This window comes from Paraburkholderia unamae, assembly GCF_003268775.1.
GTDB lineage: Bacteria > Pseudomonadota > Gammaproteobacteria > Burkholderiales > Burkholderiaceae > Paraburkholderia > Paraburkholderia unamae.
The window spans coordinates 62,690-81,343 of sequence record NZ_QLSU01000018.1; the positions used below are offsets into that span (position 1 = coordinate 62,690).

At 66.4% G+C, this 18,654-nt stretch carries 17 protein-coding genes; 6 read left to right on the plus strand and 11 right to left on the minus strand.

The features are described from left to right. Nucleotides 1–80: 80 nt before the first annotated feature. Nucleotides 81–1,097 (plus strand): zinc-dependent alcohol dehydrogenase family protein, encoded by a 1,017-nt coding sequence (locus tag C7401_RS26715; protein WP_112174438.1) that lies wholly within the window; start codon nt 81–83, stop codon nt 1,095–1,097. Nucleotides 1,098–1,209: 112 nt separating this feature from the next. On the opposite strand, the gene C7401_RS26720 is transcribed toward C7401_RS26715, so the two are convergent. The 5 genes from C7401_RS26720 to C7401_RS26740 form a co-directional block, all read right to left on the minus strand. Beyond that, nucleotides 1,210–2,562 (minus strand): TRAP transporter large permease, encoded by a 1,353-nt coding sequence (locus C7401_RS26720; protein WP_112174439.1) that lies wholly within the window; start codon nt 2,560–2,562, stop codon nt 1,210–1,212. Nucleotides 2,563–2,569: 7 nt separating this feature from the next. Beyond that, nucleotides 2,570–3,049, minus strand: a complete 480-nt coding sequence (locus C7401_RS26725; RefSeq protein ID WP_112174440.1) for a TRAP transporter small permease — start codon at nt 3,047–3,049, stop codon at nt 2,570–2,572. 102 nt (nt 3,050–3,151) lie between these two features. Beyond that, on the minus strand, nt 3,152–4,126 hold the full coding sequence (locus C7401_RS26730) for a TRAP transporter substrate-binding protein (protein WP_224044391.1): 975 nt from the start codon (nt 4,124–4,126) through the stop codon (nt 3,152–3,154). A gap of 77 nt (nt 4,127–4,203) precedes the next feature. Continuing rightward, on the minus strand, nt 4,204–5,430 hold the full coding sequence (locus C7401_RS26735) for a porin (protein WP_112174442.1): 1,227 nt from the start codon (nt 5,428–5,430) through the stop codon (nt 4,204–4,206). A 303-nt stretch (nt 5,431–5,733) separates the two neighbouring features. Beyond that, nucleotides 5,734–6,726, minus strand: coding sequence for a LacI family DNA-binding transcriptional regulator (locus C7401_RS26740; RefSeq protein WP_112174443.1), 993 nt, complete (start codon nt 6,724–6,726; stop codon nt 5,734–5,736). 166 nt (nt 6,727–6,892) lie between these two features. Between C7401_RS26740 and C7401_RS26745 the strand changes: the two genes are divergently transcribed. Continuing rightward, nucleotides 6,893–7,726, plus strand: a complete 834-nt coding sequence (locus C7401_RS26745) for an NAD-dependent epimerase/dehydratase family protein (RefSeq protein ID WP_112174444.1) — start codon at nt 6,893–6,895, stop codon at nt 7,724–7,726. A 60-nt stretch (nt 7,727–7,786) separates the two neighbouring features. Here the strand turns inward: C7401_RS26745 and C7401_RS26750 are convergent, their stop codons facing one another. The 5 genes from C7401_RS26750 to C7401_RS26770 form a co-directional block, all read right to left on the minus strand. Beyond that, nucleotides 7,787–8,578: a hydroxypyruvate isomerase family protein gene (locus C7401_RS26750; protein ID WP_112174445.1), complete on the minus strand. Its 792-nt coding sequence runs from the start codon at nt 8,576–8,578 to the stop codon at nt 7,787–7,789. Nucleotides 8,579–8,619: 41 nt separating this feature from the next. Further along, nucleotides 8,620–9,282, minus strand: a complete 663-nt coding sequence (otnC, locus tag C7401_RS26755; RefSeq protein WP_112174446.1) for a 3-oxo-tetronate 4-phosphate decarboxylase — start codon at nt 9,280–9,282, stop codon at nt 8,620–8,622. After that, nucleotides 9,279–10,577 carry a 3-oxo-tetronate kinase gene (otnK, locus tag C7401_RS26760; RefSeq protein WP_112174447.1) on the minus strand — a complete coding sequence of 433 codons (1,299 nt, stop codon included), beginning with the start codon at nt 10,575–10,577 and terminating at the stop codon, nt 9,279–9,281. Before otnK ends, otnC begins: the two co-directional genes overlap by 4 nt. A gap of 90 nt (nt 10,578–10,667) precedes the next feature. Then, nucleotides 10,668–11,645: a D-erythronate dehydrogenase gene (denD, locus tag C7401_RS26765; RefSeq protein ID WP_112174448.1), complete on the minus strand. Its 978-nt coding sequence runs from the start codon at nt 11,643–11,645 to the stop codon at nt 10,668–10,670. A gap of 127 nt (nt 11,646–11,772) precedes the next feature. Beyond that, entirely contained in the window at nt 11,773–12,603 is an 831-nt protein-coding gene (locus C7401_RS26770) for a FadR/GntR family transcriptional regulator (protein WP_112174449.1), read from the minus strand. A 191-nt stretch (nt 12,604–12,794) separates the two neighbouring features. Here C7401_RS26770 and C7401_RS26775 point away from each other — a divergent pair, with 191 nt between their 5' ends. From C7401_RS26775 to C7401_RS26785, 3 genes are all read left to right on the plus strand, one after another. Next, nucleotides 12,795–14,105 carry an MFS transporter gene (locus C7401_RS26775; RefSeq protein ID WP_224044402.1) on the plus strand — a complete coding sequence of 437 codons (1,311 nt, stop codon included), beginning with the start codon at nt 12,795–12,797 and terminating at the stop codon, nt 14,103–14,105. Nucleotides 14,106–14,428: 323 nt separating this feature from the next. Continuing rightward, nucleotides 14,429–14,809, plus strand: coding sequence for a helix-turn-helix transcriptional regulator (locus tag C7401_RS26780; protein WP_258397250.1), 381 nt, complete (start codon nt 14,429–14,431; stop codon nt 14,807–14,809). After that, nucleotides 14,806–16,155 carry a type II toxin-antitoxin system HipA family toxin gene (locus C7401_RS26785; RefSeq protein WP_372460508.1) on the plus strand — a complete coding sequence of 450 codons (1,350 nt, stop codon included), beginning with the start codon at nt 14,806–14,808 and terminating at the stop codon, nt 16,153–16,155. Before C7401_RS26780 ends, C7401_RS26785 begins: the two co-directional genes overlap by 4 nt. A gap of 18 nt (nt 16,156–16,173) precedes the next feature. Here the strand turns inward: C7401_RS26785 and C7401_RS26790 are convergent, their stop codons facing one another. Further along, the gene (locus C7401_RS26790) at nt 16,174–17,082 is read right to left on the minus strand and encodes a LysR family transcriptional regulator (protein ID WP_112174535.1); all 909 of its coding nucleotides are present in this window, start codon (nt 17,080–17,082) and stop codon (nt 16,174–16,176) included. Between the two features lie 149 nt (nt 17,083–17,231). Between C7401_RS26790 and C7401_RS26795 the strand changes: the two genes are divergently transcribed. Continuing rightward, a complete protein-coding gene (locus tag C7401_RS26795; protein ID WP_112174452.1) occupies nt 17,232–18,647 on the plus strand; it encodes a M20 family metallopeptidase in 1,416 nt (471 codons plus the stop codon). The last annotated feature ends 7 nt before the right edge of the window (nt 18,648–18,654 follow it).

Here is an 18,654-nt window from a genome sequence, read left to right on the forward strand (position 1 = left end):
ACAGTGGGTCGCCTGAATCTCACCAATGTCGCCCTGTGAGCAACATTATCATGGCTGCTCCAACTCGTACCGGAGCAGTCATGAAGGCATGGAAACTCAAGGCCGGCGCTGGCGTGGGCGCACTCGCGCGCGCCGACTTCACGCCGCGCGCGGCCGGCCCGCACGATGTGGTGGTGAAAGTTCACGCGGCCTCGCTCAACTATCGCGACCTGATGTTCGCGCGCGGCGACTATCTGGGCCTGGGCGACGCCTCGCTCGTGCCGCTCGCCGACGGCGCGGGCGAAGTCGTCGAGGTCGGCGCGGCCGTGACGCGCTTCCAACCCGGCGAGCGCGTCATCAACACCTACTTCCCGCACTGGATCGACGGCGACGCCACTCCGTCGAAGGTGAGCGGCACGCCGGGCGCGCAGTTCGACGGCGTGCTGGCCGAGCACTTCGTCGCCACGGAAAGCTCGCTCGTCGCGATCCCGTCGCATCTGAGCTACGAGGAAGCCGCGACGATCTCGTGCGCCGGCATTACCGCATGGAACGCGATCTTCGCCGACGGCCGCGCGCAGCCCGGCGCGACCGTGGCGCTGCTCGGCACCGGCGGCGTGTCGATCTGGGCGTTGCAGCTCGCCCACGCGGCGGGGTTGCGCACCATCGCCACCTCGTCGAGCGATGCGAAACTCGAACGCGCCCGCGCGCTCGGCGCGAACGCAACCATCAACTACCGCACGCAGCCCGAGTGGCAGAACGAAGTGCTGCGCGTAACGGGCGGCGAAGGCGCGGACATCGTGGTCGAGGTGGGTGGCCGCGATACGCTGCCGCGCTCGGTGGCGGCGGCGAAAATGGGCGGGCTCGTTTCGATCATCGGCGGCGTGACGAGCTTTGCGGGGCCGGAGCTGGGCTTGCTACCTGTGATCGGCGGCATGAAGCGGCTGCACGGCGTGATGGTCGGCAGCCGGGCGATGCTCGAAAGCGTCACGCGCTTCGTTGAGGCGCAGCAGATCCGGCCCGTGGTGGACCGCGTGTTCGGCTTCGACGAAGCGCCCGAGGCTTACGCGTGGCTGGAAGCCGGCAAGCACTTCGGCAAGGTCGTGATCCGCGTGGCCTGAGCGACGTGAGGGACGTGAGGGACGTGAGCGACCCGAGCGCCGTGGTGCATCTGCGGCACAAAAGCAAAGCGGGCCTCAATGGGCCCGCTTTGCGCACCTTACGGCATAGGCATCAGAAAACCGGATGCCCGTTGATCAGGCTCGGCAGCCAGGTCGAAAAAAGCGGCACGTAGGTGACGAGATTGATCGCGCTGAAAATCGCCAGATAGTACGGCCACGCCACCTTGGTCGTATCGCCGATCGACACGTCGCCGATCGCGCAGCCGATAAACTGCACCGAGCCGATGGGTGGATGGACGAGCCCCAGCGCGCAGTTCAGCAGGATCATGATGCCGAACTGCACCGGGCCCACGCCGCTATGCATGGCGAGCGGCAGGAACAGCGGCGTCGTGATGAGAATGTGCGCCGCCATGTCGATGAACGTGCCCAGAAACACCTGGATGATGTTGATGTACAGAAGCATCAGCCAGGGCACCGTGGTGGCATGTTCGAGCACGCGCGAGATCGCCTCCGGAATCTCCAGGTAAGCCATCTGGTAGCGCAGCATGTTCGACACCGCGATCAGCAGCAGCACCACACCCGTGGTCTTGGCCGCACGCGAGAGCGCGTAGAACAGCTTCTCCTTCGTCATCGTGCGATACACGAGCACGGTCAGCGCGAGCGAGTAGATCACCGCAATGGCCGCCGCTTCCGTGGCGGTCGCAATGCCGCGCGCCACGCAAAAGAGAATAATCGCGATCACCAGCAGCCCCGGCAGCGCGCCGAGAAAGGCCCGCAATACGGCGAACCAGCCGGGGAACGCCTGCACTCTGGTGGTGCCGTCGGCGCTGCGCGGGTAGCCGAAGCGGCGTGCCTGCCAGTACGCGGCGATCAGCACGAAGCCCATGACCCACAGCACCGGCAACAGACCCGAGAAAAGCAGGTCTCCTATCGAAACGCCGCTCATCTGCTGGCCGTTGAGCGTGCCCGTGATCCCCTGCGCGGCGAACGCGTAGATGATCATGTTCGTCGACGTGGGCATCAGTGCGCCCGCGAGCGACGAGTGGGTCGTCACGTTCACCGCATAGGCCGCGCTGTAGCCCTCGCGCTTCATGAGCGGAATGACCACGCCGCCCATGGCCGAGGTGTCGGCCGAAGGCGAACCCGAAACGCCGCCGAACAGCGTGCAGGCCACCACGTTGGCCATGCCGAGGCCGCCGCGAAAATGCCCCACCGCCGCCTGGGCAAAGCGCAGGATGCGGTCGGCAATCCCGCCGTGCAGCATCAGCTCGCCCGAGAAGATGAAGAACGGCACCGCGAGAAACGAAAACGCGTTCATGCCCGAGATCATCGACTGCATGGCGGTCGCCGCCGGGAGTCCTTCGTAAAGATACGTGAGGACGCAGGCGAGGCCCAGGGAGAACGACACCGGCACCCCGACGGCCAGGAGCACCAGAAAACTGAGGGAAAGAATTGCAAGTTCCATGTTTGCCCTACTTTGCCTTGCGTACGAACAGCGCGAGCAGATGCTCGAGCGAAAAGAGCATGATGCACAGGCTCGCCACCAACGGAATGGCATAGCGCAGCGCTTCCGGCACGCCGAGAATCGCGATGCGGTCGTCCATCGTCGTTTCCGCCATTTGCATGCAGCCGAAGAAAATCGCGGCGCCGAGCGCGATCAGGCAGAGGTGCTGAAACGCCTCAGCGATCCGCTTGCCCCTGGGAGAAAGATTCTTCACGAGCGAATCGAGGCCGATATGGCCGCGCTCGCGCACCTTGAGCGCCGCACCGAACATGGCGATCACGATCACCAGCAGCAACGCGATCGGCTCGACGAAATCGGGCGCGCTCGCGAACACGTAGCGCATGATCACGCCGTAGAACACGAGGATCGTGAGCGAGGCCAGCGCGATCGAGGCGACGATCGTCAGCAGGCGAAAGAGAAGATCGTTGGGGAGTTTCAGGAAGGTCATGTTCCATCCTTGCGTGGGACACATTTCGCGGCCGCGCGCGCATGCCATGTGTTGCGCGGCTCCACGCCCGCTGCGGGCGCGGAGCCGCGAAGTCGCGAAGCGTTAATGGATCGCCTGGATTTCGTCGACGATCTGCTTCATCTGCGGCGTGCGCTCATACTTCGTCCAGACCGGCTGCATGGCCTTCACGAAGGCCGCGCGATCGACCTGGGCCGCCGGAATGATCGTTGCCCCGCCCTTTTGCACCGTCTTGCCCGCCGTGTCCTCGCGCGCCGTCCAGAGCTTCACGTAGTACGGCACCGAGTCGGCCGCCGCCTTCTTGATGACTTCCTGTTCCTGCGGCGAGAGCGTGTCCCACACCTTCTTCGAGAACACCAGCACTTCGGGCGTCATGGCGTGATCCGTTTCGGAGAACACCTGCGCCACTTCGTAGTGCTTGGTTTCCTCGTACGACGGCAGGTTGTTTTCAGCCGCGTCGACGAGACCCGTCTTCAGGCCCGTATAGACTTCGGCGAACGGCATGGGCGTGGGTGTGCCGCCCATCGCCTTGATCTCGTCGACCATCAGGTCAGAAGGTTGCACGCGCACCTTCAGGCCCTTCATGTCGGCCGGCGACTTGATCGGATGCTTCGCGTAGATCGAGCGCGCGCCGCTCTCGTAGAACGTGAGCGCGATCATGCCCTTGGCCTTGAACGCGTCGAGAATCTTCTGGCCTTCCGGGCCGTACATCACCTTGCGGAAATGGTCGATGTCGCGAAACAGGAACGGCAGCGAGGGAATCATCGATTCCGGCACGATTTCGTTGAACGCCGCGCCATTGGCGCGCACCATGTCGAGCGCGCCAATGCGCACCTGGTCGATCGTGTCGTTTTCCGAACCGAGCGCGCTATTGCCGAACACCTTCACGGAGTCCTTGCCGTCCGTCGCCTTCGAGATTTCCTCGCCCATGTGCTTGAGCGCCATGTTGGTCGGGAAGGTGTCGCTGTGCACGTCGGCCACGCGGAACACACGCGCGTGCGCGGCTCCCGCGGTGAGCGCCAGCGCTGCGGCCAGCGCCGTCATTGCGGTTTTTGCCATGCCTGAATGGCGAATGGTCCTTTTCATCGCTTGTCCCCAATATTGAAGTGTCGTGTTTGAGCGTGGGCCACACTGCGTCAGAAGCGGTGGATGATGCCGGCACCCACTGCCACCATGCTGCGCGACGAAGACGGCGTGGACTGGAAGCCGTCGCCGATCGTCGCGGTCGCGTTGATGATCTGCGTACCGTTGCCCGCCGGTGCGAGCGTCTGGCCGTTTGCGCGCTGGAATGCCTGCAACGCGTAAAGGCCCGTGCGCTTGGAGAGCGAGTAGTACTCCGAGAGGTTGACCTGCTGGTACTGCGCGCTGCTCGTGATGCCGTTGGCCTTGGTGGCGCGCGTGTAGCTGTAGCCGGTCGCGAAATCCCACGACGTGGTCGGCTTCCAGTGCAGCACGAGGCCGCCCGTGTTGAAGATCGCGGTGTCGCGGAAACCCGAGCCCACGCCTGCGATGTACTGCACGTTCGTGTACGTCGCGGTAATGTCGAACTGGTTGTTGAACGTGTAGCCCGCGCCCACGGCGAAGCGCTGCTGCGCGCGCGCCGACTGGTAGCCGTTGGTCACCGCCGAGATGCCCGCCTGCGCGCCCGCGTTGGACGTGGTGGTGTCGGTGCCGAACACGCCGCCGTTCACGTTCGAGTTGTTGATGCGCGAGAAGCCGACGGCGAGACCCACCGGGCCCATGGCGTACTGTCCGGCGAGGGCCCAGGTGGAGCCCTGGGTCACACTGCCGGGTACCCCGGCCAGCGAATACGAGCCGCTGAAAGTGAAGCCGTAGATCTTCGGCGACATGTACAGCAGCGTGCTGTTGGCGCGGTAGATCGTGTCGAGCCCGTCGAGGTCGCCCGGATGCGCGCCGTAGAAGCCGGTGAGCCACGTGGTCGGGCTATACGGCGAAAGCAGTTGGTAGTACGAAGCGTACTGGCGGCCCGCCGTCAACGTGCCGTAGGTGGCGTTCGACACGCCCACGTAGGCCTGGCGGCTGAACATGAGCCCGCTCGTGGACTGCGCGCCCGTCGCACTGTTGAAGCCCTGTTCGAGCTGGAAGATGGCCTTGGTGCCGCCGCCCAGGTCTTCGGCGCCTTTCAGGCCGAAGCGGCTGCCCGCCCACACGCCGTTGATCATCTTGACCGCCGAACGGCCGCCGGAGGTCGAACCGAGCGTCGTCTGGCTCGACTGCCAGCCGATCCCGCTATCGACGATCCCGTACAGCGTGACGCTGCTCTGCGCGAAAGCGGCGGGCGCGGCGCCCGTGATCGCCACCCCGACAACGACGGACTGCAAACGGTGCTTGCTTCTCGACATGCTTCGATCTCCTTTTGTTCTTCGCATACCGCTTCTGTAATCGAGCTGCTGCTGGACTGGCGCATGCCGGCGCGACCGCTACCCGCTTTGCCAGGTTTTCCAGAGGGCGGCGCAGGCATCGCTGCCAACACCATCCTTGGAAAACGTTTTCTCAAATTTAATCGGATCCTTTCGAAATGGCTAGTAGGTAGTTACGCGAATCGGCGGCGCGCGGCGAACGCAGGAAACGAAGCGAGCGGGCGCGCAAAGGCCGCCTGCCGTCCTTGCGCAGGCGGCAGGCGAGAGAAAACGAGGATCAGGAATTCAGCGGCAGGCGACGGTCGAATCGCGCACGACGAGGCGTGGCTCCAGCACCACCTGCTCGACGTCGGGGCGCCCGGCGAGCACGTCGATGAGCTTTTGCATGGCCAGTTCGCCCATTCTTTCGCCCTGCCCGTCGATGGTGGTCAGGCGCGGCTCCACGTATTCGCCATAAGGCACGTTGTCGATGCCCGCCACCGACACGTCCTGCGGCAGGCGAAAGCCCAGCGACTTGGCCTCCTTCATGAAGCCGAGCGCGATCAGGTCGTTGTAGCAGATCACGGCCTGCGGGCGGTTCGGGCCCAGCAGCACGCGCGAGCAGGCTTCCTCGCCCGCCTGCGCGGTGGGCGCATGCGTTTCATGCACGTCGAGCGTGAGGCCCGCTTCGGCCAGCGCCTCGCGCGCGCCCGCAATGCGCTCGTCGTTGATGGTGGCGGCGTCGAAGCCGAGGTAGGCGATCTTGTGGTGGCCGAGGTTCAGCAGATGGCGCACCAGCATATAGGTGGCGAGGCGATTGTCGAAGCCGACGGTGGGAATGTCGAGCCCGCGCACGGTCCTGAGCATGACGACCGGTTTGTCGAGCTTGAGCGTCCATTTCGCGATTTCCTCGGACGCCCGCGAACTGACGATGAGCCCGTCCACGCGCGGCGCGAGCGCCTCGATGAGCGAGCGCTCGCGCGAGAGATTCTCTTCGGCGTCCACCAGCAGCAGCGTGTAGTCGTGCTGGAGCGCCACGCGGTTGGCGCCCTTCACCACCTTCGTGAAGTGCGGGTTGGTGATGTCGAGAATGGCGATGCCGATGGTGCGCGTGCGCCCGGTGATCATCGAACGCGCGAGCGGATTGGAGCGGTAGCCGAGCGATTCGATGGCGTCCTTGAGTTTCGCCTCGACCGGGGGCGAAAAACGCTGCGTGCCATTCACGTACTTCGAAACCGTGGCGACCGAGACGCCGGCCATGGCGGCGACATCGCGAATCGTCGGAGGACTGCTTTTCATAGGGGCAACGTTTGGCGGGGGCGACGGCGAGCATTTTCGCAGAAACGGACACCAGGTGAACCACTGCCCTCGCCGCACGTATTCCTCCATTGACGCTGTGACGGCCGATGGCTATATTCGGAAAACGTTTTCCAAAACTTTTCACAATAATTACCAGGAAGCCCGGATGTCCCAACACTCACTTTCAGGCAAGCCATTCGGTCGTCTGCTGCTCACCGGCGCGGGCGGCAATCTGGGCCGTCAGCTACGCGGGGCGCTGGCCGACTGGGCGGATACCGTGCGCATCAGCGACATCACCGAGCTGGGCGAGACCGCGCCGCACGAGGAAGCGCGCCGCGTCGACCTGGCGGATCGCGAGGCGGTCATGGAGATGGTGGAAGGCGTCGACGCGATCGTGCACCTGGGCGGCATCTCGATCGACGCGCCGTTCGACGACCTGCTCGAAGCGAATATTCGCGGAACGTACAACCTCTACGAAGCCGCGCGCAAGCATGGCGTGAAGCGCATCGTGTATGCGAGCTCCAACCACGTCACGGGCTTTCATCCCGTCACGAACGTGCTCGACACCGACGCCCCGCACCGCCCGGACAGCCTGTACGGCGTGACGAAATGCTTCGGCGAGTCGCTTTCGCGCTATTACTTCGACCGCTTCGGCATTGAAACGGTGTGCCTGCGCATCGGCTCGTCGTTCGAGGAGCCGAAGAACGCGCGCATGCTCGTCACGTTCCTGAGCTATGGGGACTTCATCGAACTCGTGCGCTGCTCGCTGTTCACGAACCGCGCCGGGCACGCGGTCGTCTACGGTGTGTCGGACAACCCGGCGTGCTGGTGGGACAACGCCAAGGCCCGTTTTCTCGGCTACCGGCCGCGCGACAGCTCGCAGGCCTACGCGGACCGTTTCGCGGCTAGCGCGCCGAACGCCGGATTCGCCGACCCGGCGCAGCAGTTCCAGGGCGGACCGTTCGTGCTCGGCGAGCCGATGCCGCGCGCCGAACGCTGATCGCACTCCTGATAAAGCGCTGGCAGTGCGACTTCGCCAATGGAAGTCGCGTTGCCAGCGTCAGGCAGGTTGCGCCGCCCTGAACGGTTCGAGCCAGCCAAAACTCTCCACGCTCGCGCCGGAAGGCAGATATTCGCAGCCAATCAAGCCGCTATAGCCGCTGCGCGCGAGCTCGGCGAACACGCTCTCGAAGCGGATTTCGCCCGTGCCCGGCTCGTGGCGGCCCGGATTGTCGGCGATCTGCACGTGCGCCGCATGCGGCAGCGACGCGCGCATGCGCTCGATCAGATTGCCTTCGCCGCGTTGCACATGGTAGAGGTCGAGCATGATCTTCAGGTTCGGCCGGTTCAGCGCGCCCAGCAGTTCGAGCGCCTGCGCCTGCGTATTGAGAAGATAGCGCGGGCGGTCGATTGCATTGAGCGGCTCCACCATCACCGTGAGACCACGCGCGGCCGCACGGTCCGCCGCCGCGCCCATGCACTCCACATAGTGTTCCCATGCGCTCTGGCGCGGCGCACCGGCGTCGATCTGCCCGGCCATCACGTGCACGCTCGGGCAGCCGATTGCCTGCGCATAGTCGAAGGCCTGCTCCACGCTTGCGTCGAATTCGGCGCGCCGCGCCGGGTCGGCGGCCAGGCCCCAGTCGCCGCGCGACACGTCGCCCGCCGCGGAATTGATGCCCACGCAGCGCAGCCCATGCGCCGCGAGCCGTTCGCGCATTTGCGCGGCGGGAATTTCATAGGGGAACCACAGTTCGACGGCATCGAAGCCGGCGCGCGCGGCCGCTTCGAAACGCTCGGCGAGCGGCAATTCCTGGAACAGCGTCGAGAGATTGGCGGAAAAACGCAACATGTAAGGTTTCCTGAATATAAGTCGGCGCGCGGGTCGCGCGTTCACCACTTCGCGTTGAACGTCGTGCGCAGCTCGTCGATCTGCGCCTCGGTGAGCGGCGCGGGCCGGGGCGTGGTCATGAGCCACAGGCGCGCGGTTTCCTCAAGCTCCTCAAGCGCCCAGGCCGCCTGCGAGACGCTTGCGCCCCACACCACGGGCCCGAGGCGTTCAAGCAGCACGCCGCGCACGTCGTTCGCCAGCGCTCGGATGCGTGCGGCCACTTCCGGGTCGCCGGGGCGGCGATACGGCACGAGCGGCACGTGGCCCACCTTCATCACGTAATACGGCGTGATGGGCGGCAACACGTCGTCGGGCTGCCACACGCCCGCGAGCGTAAGCGCGACGAGATGCGTGGAATGCGTGTGCACCACGCCGTTCATCGAAGGATTCACTTCGTAGACGTTGCGATGCAGCGCCAGGGTTTTCGACGGCTTGTCGCCGCTCACCCACTGCCCGCTTGCGTCCACCTTGGCGATGGCGGCGGGATCGAGATGACCGAGACACGCGTCGGTGGGCGTGATGAGCCAGCCGTCAGCCAGCCGCGCACTGATGTTGCCCGCCGAGCCGACCGTGTAGCGGCGCGCGTAAAGATCGGCGCCGATGCGCGCGATCTCTTCGCGCGCGCGATTCTCGGCGGCATGATCCGCCGGAAGGATCGCGCTCATTGCGCCGGCTCCATGATGCGCTCGCACTGCGCCAGCGCCTTCTCGAAGAAGTCGACCGAGCCGAAGTTGCCCGACTTGAGCGCGAGCGCATGGCGCGCGCCGTCCGAAACCGTCCAGGGCACGCCGGGATCGATCTGCGGGCCGATCGCGAGCGAACTCACGCCGAGCGCGTTCACGACCGAGCCCGAGGTTTCCCCGCCCGCCACGACGAAGCGCCGCACGCCCATGTGTTCGAGCCCGCGCGCCACGTTCGCCAGCGCCTCCTCGACCAGCGCGCCGGAGGCGGCCGTGCCGAGCGTTTGCTGCGCCTGCGCCACTTCGTCGGGCGCGCTCGTGGCGTAGATCAGCACCGGCTCGCTCGCCACGCGCTCGCGCGCGAAGGCGAGCGCGGCATCGACCACGGCCTGGGCGTTGGCGGCGAGCGCGAGCGGCTCGATGCGAAACGCGGGGCGGCCATGCTCGCGCCAGTGCGCGACCTGACCTTGCGTCGCGCGCGAGCAACTGCCTGCCAGCACGGCGGCCAGGCCCTGCACGGTCGGAAGCTGCTGCGCCGCGCCGGTCGTGTCGAGCAGGCCCGCGCGGGCGAAGTTGGCGGGCAAGCCCTGGGCGAGACCCGAGCCGCCCGTGACGAGCAGATCGTCGGCGCACGATTCGCCCAGCGTGTGCAGGTCGGCGTCCGAAATCGCGTCGGCAATGGCCAGGCGCACGCCCTGCGCGGCCAGTTGCGCGCGCGCTTCGGCGAGCGCAGGCACGCCGCGCTGGATCGCGTCGTAGCGCAACAGGCCGACCTTCGACGGCGTTTGCCGCTGGAGCGTGCGCACGAGATTCGCGTCGGTCATGGGCGTGAGCGGGTGGTTCTGCATGCCCGACTCGTTGAGCGGCACGTCGCCCACGAACAGATGCCCGCGATACACCGTGCGGCCGCTCTCCGGAAACGCCGGGCACGCCACCGCGAACGACGTGCCGAGTGCCTGCATGAGCGCGTCCGCGACCGGGCCGATGTTGCCTTCGTCGGTGGAGTCGAAGGTCGAGCAGTACTTGAAGTAGAACTGGCGGCAGCCGAGCGAGCGCAGCCATTCGAGCGCGGCGAGCGATTCGGCTACGGCTTCGTCGCGCGGCGCGGTGCGCGACTTCAGCGCGACGACCACGGCTTGCGCGGGCGTGTCGAGCGGCGCGGCGGGCACGCCGATGGTTTGCACGGTGCGCATGCCGCCGCGCACCAGCATGTTCGCGAGATCGGTCGCGCCCGTGAAATCGTCGGCAATGCAGCCGAGCAGGACGGAAGAGGAAGACATGGCGAGGGAGTCCGGTTGCGCGAGCGCGGCGCGCGCCAGCGGGCTAGTGCTGGCCGCGCGCCGCCGCGTCGTGACGTGGGTCGTGGCGTATCAGCGTACGAGAGCGTCGCGCTCGATGAATGCGCGCACGACGTCGTCGAAGTTCGCGTCGAACACGAAGCCGAGCGAGCGCGCATAAGGCGCGGAGAAGTTGCCGGGCCACGAATTGACGATCTTTTCGATGGCCGGGTCGCGCTCGAAGCGCACCCGGTCGGCCACGGTGTCGCCCGCAATGCGGCGCAGCGAGGCGAGCATCTCGCTCACCGTCACCGAAAGCCCCGGCATGTTGATGACGCGCCCTTGCTCGAGACGTTCGGCAGGCAGTTCATGGCCGTGCACGAGGTTTTCCACGGCGCGGTCCGGCGACATGAGCCACAGCAGCGTTTCGGGCGCGACGGGGCACACCGCTTCCACGCCGTTGACCGGCTCGCGGATGATGCCGCTCGCGAAGCTCGACGCCGCGCGATTCGGCTTGCCGGGACGCACCACGACGGTGGGCATGCGCAGGCTGCGCCCGTCGAGATAGCCGCGGCGGCTGTAGTCGGCGAGCAGCAGGTCGGACAGCGCCTTTTGCGTGCCATACGAGCTTTTCGGCGACCAGACGTGCGTGTCTTCGACGGTGGCCGGCAGATCGCCGCCGAACACGGCGACTGAGCTCGTCATCACGAAGCGCGCGCGTGTTTCCAGTGCGCGAATGCGCTCGAACAGCGTGCGCGTGGCGTCGAAGTTGATGGTCATGCCAAGGTCGAACTCCTGCTCGGCCTGGCCCGAAACGATCGCCGCGAGGTGGAACACGCTGGCGGTGCGCGGACCGATCAGCGCTTCGATCTGCTGTGCGTCGCTGATGTCGCCTGTGAGCACCTCGACGCGCGCGTCGTCGATGCCTTGAAGCGCGACCACGTCGAACGCGCGAATTTTCTCGATGCGCTGCGCGCGCCCATCGGCGCCCGTCAATTCGCCGCGTGCGAGCAGCGTGCGAATCAGGCGTTGGCCCAGAAAGCCGGCGGCGCCGGTCACCACGATTTCCATCGTCGTCTCCTTCGTTCTACGGGATGGCGGCGGATGCTTCCGCTAAAAAGTTGTATGATGATCTTACCTTTTAGCGAATCGCGCAAGTCCGCCGTGCAGCCCTTGCCGCCGCGCCGCGCCGGAAACGTCAGCGGGGGGTGCGTTTGCGCGCCGCGCGCTTGCCTTCCTCCAGCAACGGCTGGGCGGCTGTGGTGCCCTCGCCCGCCCAGAACGCCGGGCCGGCCACCTGGATGCGCGCGCCCGCGTTGTCGATGTGGGTGATGACGGCCTGGCGCGCCGCAACCGGATCCTGCGCGGCGATCGCGTCGTAGATCGCCTTGTGCTCGGCGCGCACCTGCTCGGAAAAGTCGCCGCGCCGCGCTTCGTTGGTGCGCGTGAGGAGGATCGCCGCGCGCACGAACTGGCCGAGATATTCGAGCATGGGCGGATACAGGGAATTACCGGTGGCGTGCGAGATGGCCATGTGGAACGCCTGGTCCTCCTCCACGCCGTCGCGCTGCTGCTTTGCGGCCGTGTCGATCGCGGCGAGCGCGCGCTTGATTTCGGCGAGTTGCGTGCGCGTGCGCCGCTCGGCGGCGAGCGCCGCCGCTTCGGCCTCGATGCCGCGGCGCAACTCCGTCACGCGCAGGACCGCCTCCACGGAATCGTTGACCTCGACGGGCAGCCGGAACGTGGCCGCCCGGCTGGCCTCGCGCACGACCATGCCGCTGCCCTGCCGCACCTCCACGAGCCCTTCGGACTTCAGGCGCGAGATCGCTTCGCGAACCACGGTGCGGCTCACGCCGAAGCGCTCGCAGATGACCTGTTCGGTCGGCAGCCGCGCGCCCGGCGGGAAGTCGCCGCTCTTGATCTTTTCGAGCAGCACCGCGGTGACCCGGTCGGCGAGCGTGCCCGCGCTCGTGATGTTGGGGGCCTCGAACGCGACCGTGCGCGACGGCGTGGATGTGGGGTTGTTCATGTGTTTGAGCTTCAGGAAAGACCCGAAAACGGCGTTGATCGGTGACGCGTTGACACCTTACCGCCTTTTAACCTAACATCCAACCGGCAAAAGATATTACATATGCTCATCATACAAATTTTGCGCTGAATGCCGGATGCGCTGCCCGCGGCACACCGGCCTTTCGCGCAAGCGAACTTAAGGAGACAGCCGTGCTGCAAGAGTCGGTCGGGATTATCGAAACAGGCGAGAAGCGCGAATTCGAAGCGCGCACCTACGCCAAAGTCACGCGGCGCATCGTGCCGTTCCTGATGCTGTGCTACCTCGTCGCGTATCTGGATCGCGTGAACGTGGGCTTCGCAAAGCTGCAAATGTCGTCCGACCTGCACTTCTCGGACACGGTCTACGGCCTGGGCGCCGGCATCTTCTTCATCGCCTACTTCCTCGTCGAAATTCCCAGCAACATCATCCTGCACCGCGTGGGCGCGAGGCTGTGGATGGCGCGCATCATGATCACCTGGGGCATCATTTCCTCGGGCATGGCCTTCGTGACCACGCCCACTCAGTTCTACGTGATGCGCTTCCTGCTGGGTCTGGCCGAAGCGGGCTTCTACCCCGGCGTGATTCTCTACCTCTCGTACTGGTATCCCTCGCACCGGCGCGGCAAGATGTTCGCCGCGTTCGCGATGGCCGTGCCCGTTTCGGGCCTCATCGGCGGGCCGCTTTCGGGCTACCTGCTGCATGCGTTGAGCGGCGCGATGGGTTACGCGGGCTGGCAGTGGCTCTTCTTCGTGGAAGGACTGCCCTCGATCGTCGTTGGCATCGCCGCGTTCGTGGTGTTGACGGACGGCATCAAGAAGGCGAAGTGGCTCACCGGGGAAGAACGCGCGCTGCTTGAAGCGCAGATCGCCGCCGACTCCGCGCACAAGGCGGACCATTCGATGCGCGAAGTGTTCACGAACCGCCGCGTGTGGCTGCTTACGGCGATCTACTTCTGCCTGATCTGCGGGTTCTATACGGTGGGCTTCTGGCTGCCCACGCTGATCTCCTCCACGGGCGTGAAAGACCCGCTCATGATCGGCCTGCTGACCACGATTCCCTACGCGGCGGCCGTCGTGACGATGGGCCTCGCCTCGCGCAGCGCCGACCGGCGGCGCGAGCGCCGCTGGCACCTGGCGTTCGTTTCGGTGCTCGGCGGCGTGGGCCTGATCGCCTCGGCCATGTTCGGCGACCAGCCGGTGCTCGCGATGGTGGGCCTCACGCTCGCGGCGGCGGGCGCCCTCTCGACGCTGCCGATGTTCTGGAGTCTGCCGACCGCGTTCCTCGGCGGCTCGGCCGCGGCGGCCGGCATTGCGCTCATCAACTCCGTGGGCAATCTCGCGGGCTTCGCGGGGCCGTATTTCATCGGCTTCATGAAGGATCTCACGCATAGCACCAATACCGGCCTCTATACGATGGCAGGGGCGCTCATGCTCGGCGCGCTGCTCACGTTCCTCGTGCCGGCGCGCATCGTGAATCGCTGATACTGCCGCACCGTTTGTCGTTCGCACGCGGGGAATGAGGCCGAAAGGCTTCATTCCCCGCGTGCGTTTTTGCCCTTCGGCTCGCGGGTTCGCGGTGTTGCCGGCCTGCCCGGCAAGGCGCTCTGGCCGCGAAGCGGCTGTGGGGTGCGCATGCCGCGACAGGCTGTTAGTTGCGTATGTGGACCCCACCCTGTCATCCCGTCCAGCATCCTCATACAAACCAAAGCCTGTATTCTCCGATTACAGCCTGTGGTTTGTATTTTCACTTTACAACGTATAGACTGTATTCACTTGCGCCATGCGGGCCGCCGCCCGGAAATCCCGTGGACTACCCTGTCAAGACACTGAGCCAGTTGCGCCCGATCCTCGTCGGCTTCCGGAAGAAAGCGGGCCTCACCCAGGAGGCCTTGGCCCGGCGGCTCGGCATCTCGCAGCAAAGCTACGCCGCATTCGAGGCCAACCCCGAGTCCGCCAGCGTCGAGCGGCTGTTTCGCGTTCTGCGGCTCGTCGATGTCGAAATGAAATTCGCCGCGCCGCAAGCGCAGGCAGCGCCCGTCGTCGCCGCCAAAATATCCAGCGCGGCGGCGCCAGCGGCCGCAAAACCGCGTCGCCGCGCTACACCTGCCGCTTCATCGTCCGCTACACAAACCGCCAGGCCGCCGCGCAAAACCACCGCCCGCAGCAAGTCGAGGGAAGACTGGTGAGCACACGCCCCCGCCTTCCGAACCGCCTCGACCTGTGGATGAACGGCCTGCCCGTGGGCTACTGGGAAAGCGCGCGCGGCAGCGAGCGGCTCGTGTACCTCGATAGCTGGATCGACGACGAACAAGGCCGCCCGCTCTCCCTCTCGCTGCCCTTCACGCCCGGCAACCAGCCGTATCGCGGCCGCGTCGTGGCCGACTATTTCGACAATCTGCTGCCGGACAGCGACCGCATCCGCAGGCGCATCGCCGCGCGCTACCAGACAGGCGGCACCTCGCCGTTCGAACTGCTCGCCGCGCTCGGCCGCGACTGCGTCGGGGCGTTGCAAATTCTTCCGGCGGAGGAAACGCCCGCCAGCCTGAGGACCATCAAGGGCCGCGCGCTGGGCGAGCCCGACATCGCCCAGTTGCTGCGCGACACCACCGCCACCCCGCACGCGGGCGAGCACGAGTCCGTGGACAGCCTGCGCCTGTCGATTGCCGGGGCGCAGGAAAAAACCGCGCTGCTGCGCCATCGCGGCCAGTGGCTGCTTCCCGAGGGCAGCACGCCCACCACGCATATCCTCAAGCTGCCGCTCGGTCTGGTCGGCAACATGCGCGCCGACATGCGCACTTCGGTGGAAAACGAGTGGCTCTGCACGCAGATCATCGCGGCGTACGGCCTGCCCGTGGCGCCATGCGAGATCGCGCACTTCGAGGACATGAAGGCGCTCGTGGTCGAGCGCTTCGACCGGCGCCCGGCGCGCGACGGCAAATGGATCGTGCGCCTGCCGCAGGAGGACCTGTGCCAGGCGACCGGCACGTCCGGCCTCGCCAAGTACGAAGCCGACGGCGGCCCCGGCATCGACGCGATCATGGAAGTGCTCGACGGTTCCGCGCAGGCCGCGATCGACCGCCGCAACTTCTTCGTCACGCAAATCCTCTTCTGGCTGCTCGCGGCCACGGACGGCCACGCGAAAAACTACAGCATCGCGCTCCTGCCGGGCAGCGAATACGCCGCCACGCCGCTCTACGACGTGCTCTCCGCGCACCCCATCATCGGGCGGGGCCGCAACCATATCGCGCCGCAGCGCGCGAGTCTCGCGATGGCCGTGCGCGGGCGCAACCGGCACTATCGCATCGAGGAAATCTACCCCCGGCACTGGATCGAGCAAGGCCGCCGCGTGGGATTCGCCGCCGCGCAGGTCGAAGCGATGCTCGCGCAGGTGGCGCAGCACACGCCTCGCGTGATCGAAACGGTCTCGAAGCAGATCCCCGCCGGCTTTCCCGAAGATATCGCCGACGCCGTGTTCGCCGGCATGCGCAGGCTCGCCGCGCGGCTCATGACTACCACCGCCCCCCTCGCCTGAACGTCATCCCGAGCACCATCACCCGGCCACGAGCGATTCGTCGTCGATCGCGCGCGTGAGCAGGTCCAGAAACGCCTGCACGGCTTGCGGCAGCGTGCGGCCCGCCATGGTCTGGACCTGCAACGTGCGCTGATGCAGTTCCGGATTCGCCAGCGGCACGGCGGCGAGGCCCTCCGCCTCGAGACGGCCGCGCACGGTGAGGTAGCCCGTGAGCGTGACGGCATCGGTCAGTCGTACGAAGCTTTGCAGCGCCACATGATAGTTGCTCACGAGCACCGGTTCGAAGACCACCCCTTCCAGGCTGCACGAAATATCGAACAGTTGCCGGATCGTCACGCCCTGGTTGTGCATCGCGACCGGCCACGCGAGCAGATCGCGCAGCGACACCGATTCGCGCGCCGCCAGCGGATGATCGCCGCGCATGAGCGCGAAAATCGGCGCGCGCTGCGAATAATGCACGGTAATCTCCTTCTCCGGCGCGAGGCTGAAGCACAGCGCGATATCGGCCGTGCCCTCCCTCACGCGCTGCGTGGCGACGGCGGGCGCCGACACATCGAGCTGAAAATGCGTTCGCGGATACATCCTGAGAAAGTGCGCGAACACCTGTGGCAGAAAATGCGGCGCGAGACCTTCGGAACTCGCCACGCGTATGGTCGCGCGCCCGCCTTCGTTGAGCCCGCGAATCTCGCCGATCACGCGCTCGCTTTCAAGCAGGCTGCGCCGCGCGTGCTCCGCGAGCAGGCGCCCTGCCTCGCTCAGCACCATGCCGCGCGGGCGCCGCTCGAATAGCGGCGTGCCCAGTTCCTCTTCGAGCCGGGCAATCTGGCGGCTGAGCGCCGAGACGGCCACGAAAAGCCGCTCGGACGCCTTGCTCAGCGAGCCGCTGCGGGCCACTTCCAGAAAATAACGGAGTGCGGTGTTGTCCATGTCGATGGGCGCGGGATGCGCGCGCTTTGCCGTTTCGGCAACGATAGGTCGCAAATATTGTAATTGTGCAGAAATATCGGCGACCGCAGGATCGTTGCAGGGTTTCGGACCGGGTATCAGCCCAGGGTATCAGTCATCGGAGACGCGCATTGACCCGCGACATCGCCATTCAAACCGCCGCCGGCCACTACGATTCGGGCCGCTTCCTCGACGACCTGCGCCGCCGCGTGGCGTACCGCACCGAGAGCCAGGAGCCGGACAGCGCCGCCCGCCTGCGCGCCTATCTGGACGACGAACTCACGCCGCTGCTCACCCAGTGGGGCTTCGTCTGCCGCGTGGCGGACAATCCCGCGCAGGGCGCGGGCCCGTTCCTCATCGCGCACCGCCATGAAGGCGACGCGCTGCCCACGGTGCTGAGCTATGGCCACGGCGACGTGGTGCGCGGCTACGACGCCCAGTGGCGCGCGGGCCTCACGCCGTGGGACGTGACGATCGACGGCGAGCGCTGGTACGGCCGCGGCACCGCCGACAACAAGGGCCAGCACAGCATCAATCTCGCCGCGCTCAAGGCCGTGCTCGACGCGCGCGACGGCAAGCTCGGCTTCAATCTCAAGCTGCTGTTCGAAACGGGCGAGGAAGTCGGCTCGCCGGGCCTGCACGAACTGTGCACGCAACTGCGCGACGAGCTCGCCGCCGACGTGCTGATCGCCTCCGACGGCCCGCGCCTGAGCGCGCACCGCCCAACGATCTTTCTCGGCTCGCGCGGCCTCGTCAATTTCAAGCTCGAACTCACGCTGCGCGAAGGCGGCCATCACTCCGGCAACTGGGGCGGGCTGCTGCGCAATCCGGGCGTGGTGCTCGCCAATGCGATCGCCACGATGGTCGATGCGAACGGCAAGATTCTCGTGGAAGGCCTGCGCCCGCCGTCCATTCCCGAGTCGGTGCGCCGCGCGCTCGCCGATATCGCCGTGGGCGGCAATGCGGGCGAACCCGAAGTCGACCGCGACTACGGCGAGCCGGGCCTCACGCCCACTGAGCGCGTGTTCGGCTGGAACAATCTCGAAGTGCTCGCGTTCCGCACGGGCAACCCGGAAAAGCCCGTGAACGCGATTCCGCCGCACGCCATCGCGTACATGCAGATCCGCTTCGTGGTGGGCACGGACTGGCGCAACCTGGAGCGCATCGTGCGCGATCACCTCGATGCGCACGGCTTCGGCATGGTCGAGCTGGACGTGGAGCGCGGCGCGCCCGCCACGCGCGTCGATCCCGACAACGCCTGGGTGCAGTGGGCGCTGCGCTCGCTGCGCGAAACCACGGGAGAAGAACCCGTGCTGCTGCCGAACCTGGGCGGCACGCTGCCCAACGACGTGTTCGCCGACGTGCTCGGCATGCCCACGCTCTGGGTGCCGCATTCATACCCCGGCTGCTCGCAGCACGCGCCGAACGAGCACCTGCTCGGCCCGGTCGTGCGCGACGGGCTGCGCATCATGGCCGGTCTCTTCTGGGACCTCGGCGCAACCGGCGCCTCCAACCCCGCACCGCAGGTTTCTACAACGCTTGCATGAGGACGTG

What these genes read in the sequence shown, in the direction of transcription:
- C7401_RS26715 (WP_112174438.1), top strand. Translation starts at nt 81, where the DNA reads ATGAAGGCATGGAAACTCAAGGCCGGCGCTGGCGTGGGCGCACTCGCG.
- C7401_RS26720 (WP_112174439.1), bottom strand. Translation starts at nt 2,562, where the DNA reads ATGGAACTTGCAATTCTTTCCCTCAGTTTTCTGGTGCTCCTGGCCGTC.
- C7401_RS26725 (WP_112174440.1), bottom strand. Translation starts at nt 3,049, where the DNA reads ATGACCTTCCTGAAACTCCCCAACGATCTTCTCTTTCGCCTGCTGACG.
- C7401_RS26730 (WP_224044391.1), bottom strand. Translation starts at nt 4,126, where the DNA reads ATGGCAAAAACCGCAATGACGGCGCTGGCCGCAGCGCTGGCGCTCACC.
- C7401_RS26735 (WP_112174442.1), bottom strand. Translation starts at nt 5,430, where the DNA reads ATGTCGAGAAGCAAGCACCGTTTGCAGTCCGTCGTTGTCGGGGTGGCG.
- C7401_RS26740 (WP_112174443.1), bottom strand. Translation starts at nt 6,726, where the DNA reads ATGAAAAGCAGTCCTCCGACGATTCGCGATGTCGCCGCCATGGCCGGC.
- C7401_RS26745 (WP_112174444.1), top strand. Translation starts at nt 6,893, where the DNA reads ATGTCCCAACACTCACTTTCAGGCAAGCCATTCGGTCGTCTGCTGCTC.
- C7401_RS26750 (WP_112174445.1), bottom strand. Translation starts at nt 8,578, where the DNA reads ATGTTGCGTTTTTCCGCCAATCTCTCGACGCTGTTCCAGGAATTGCCG.
- otnC (WP_112174446.1), bottom strand. Translation starts at nt 9,282, where the DNA reads ATGAGCGCGATCCTTCCGGCGGATCATGCCGCCGAGAATCGCGCGCGC.
- otnK (WP_112174447.1), bottom strand. Translation starts at nt 10,577, where the DNA reads ATGTCTTCCTCTTCCGTCCTGCTCGGCTGCATTGCCGACGATTTCACG.
- denD (WP_112174448.1), bottom strand. Translation starts at nt 11,645, where the DNA reads ATGGAAATCGTGGTGACCGGCGCCGCCGGCTTTCTGGGCCAACGCCTG.
- C7401_RS26770 (WP_112174449.1), bottom strand. Translation starts at nt 12,603, where the DNA reads ATGAACAACCCCACATCCACGCCGTCGCGCACGGTCGCGTTCGAGGCC.
- C7401_RS26790 (WP_112174535.1), bottom strand. Translation starts at nt 17,082, where the DNA reads ATGGACAACACCGCACTCCGTTATTTTCTGGAAGTGGCCCGCAGCGGC.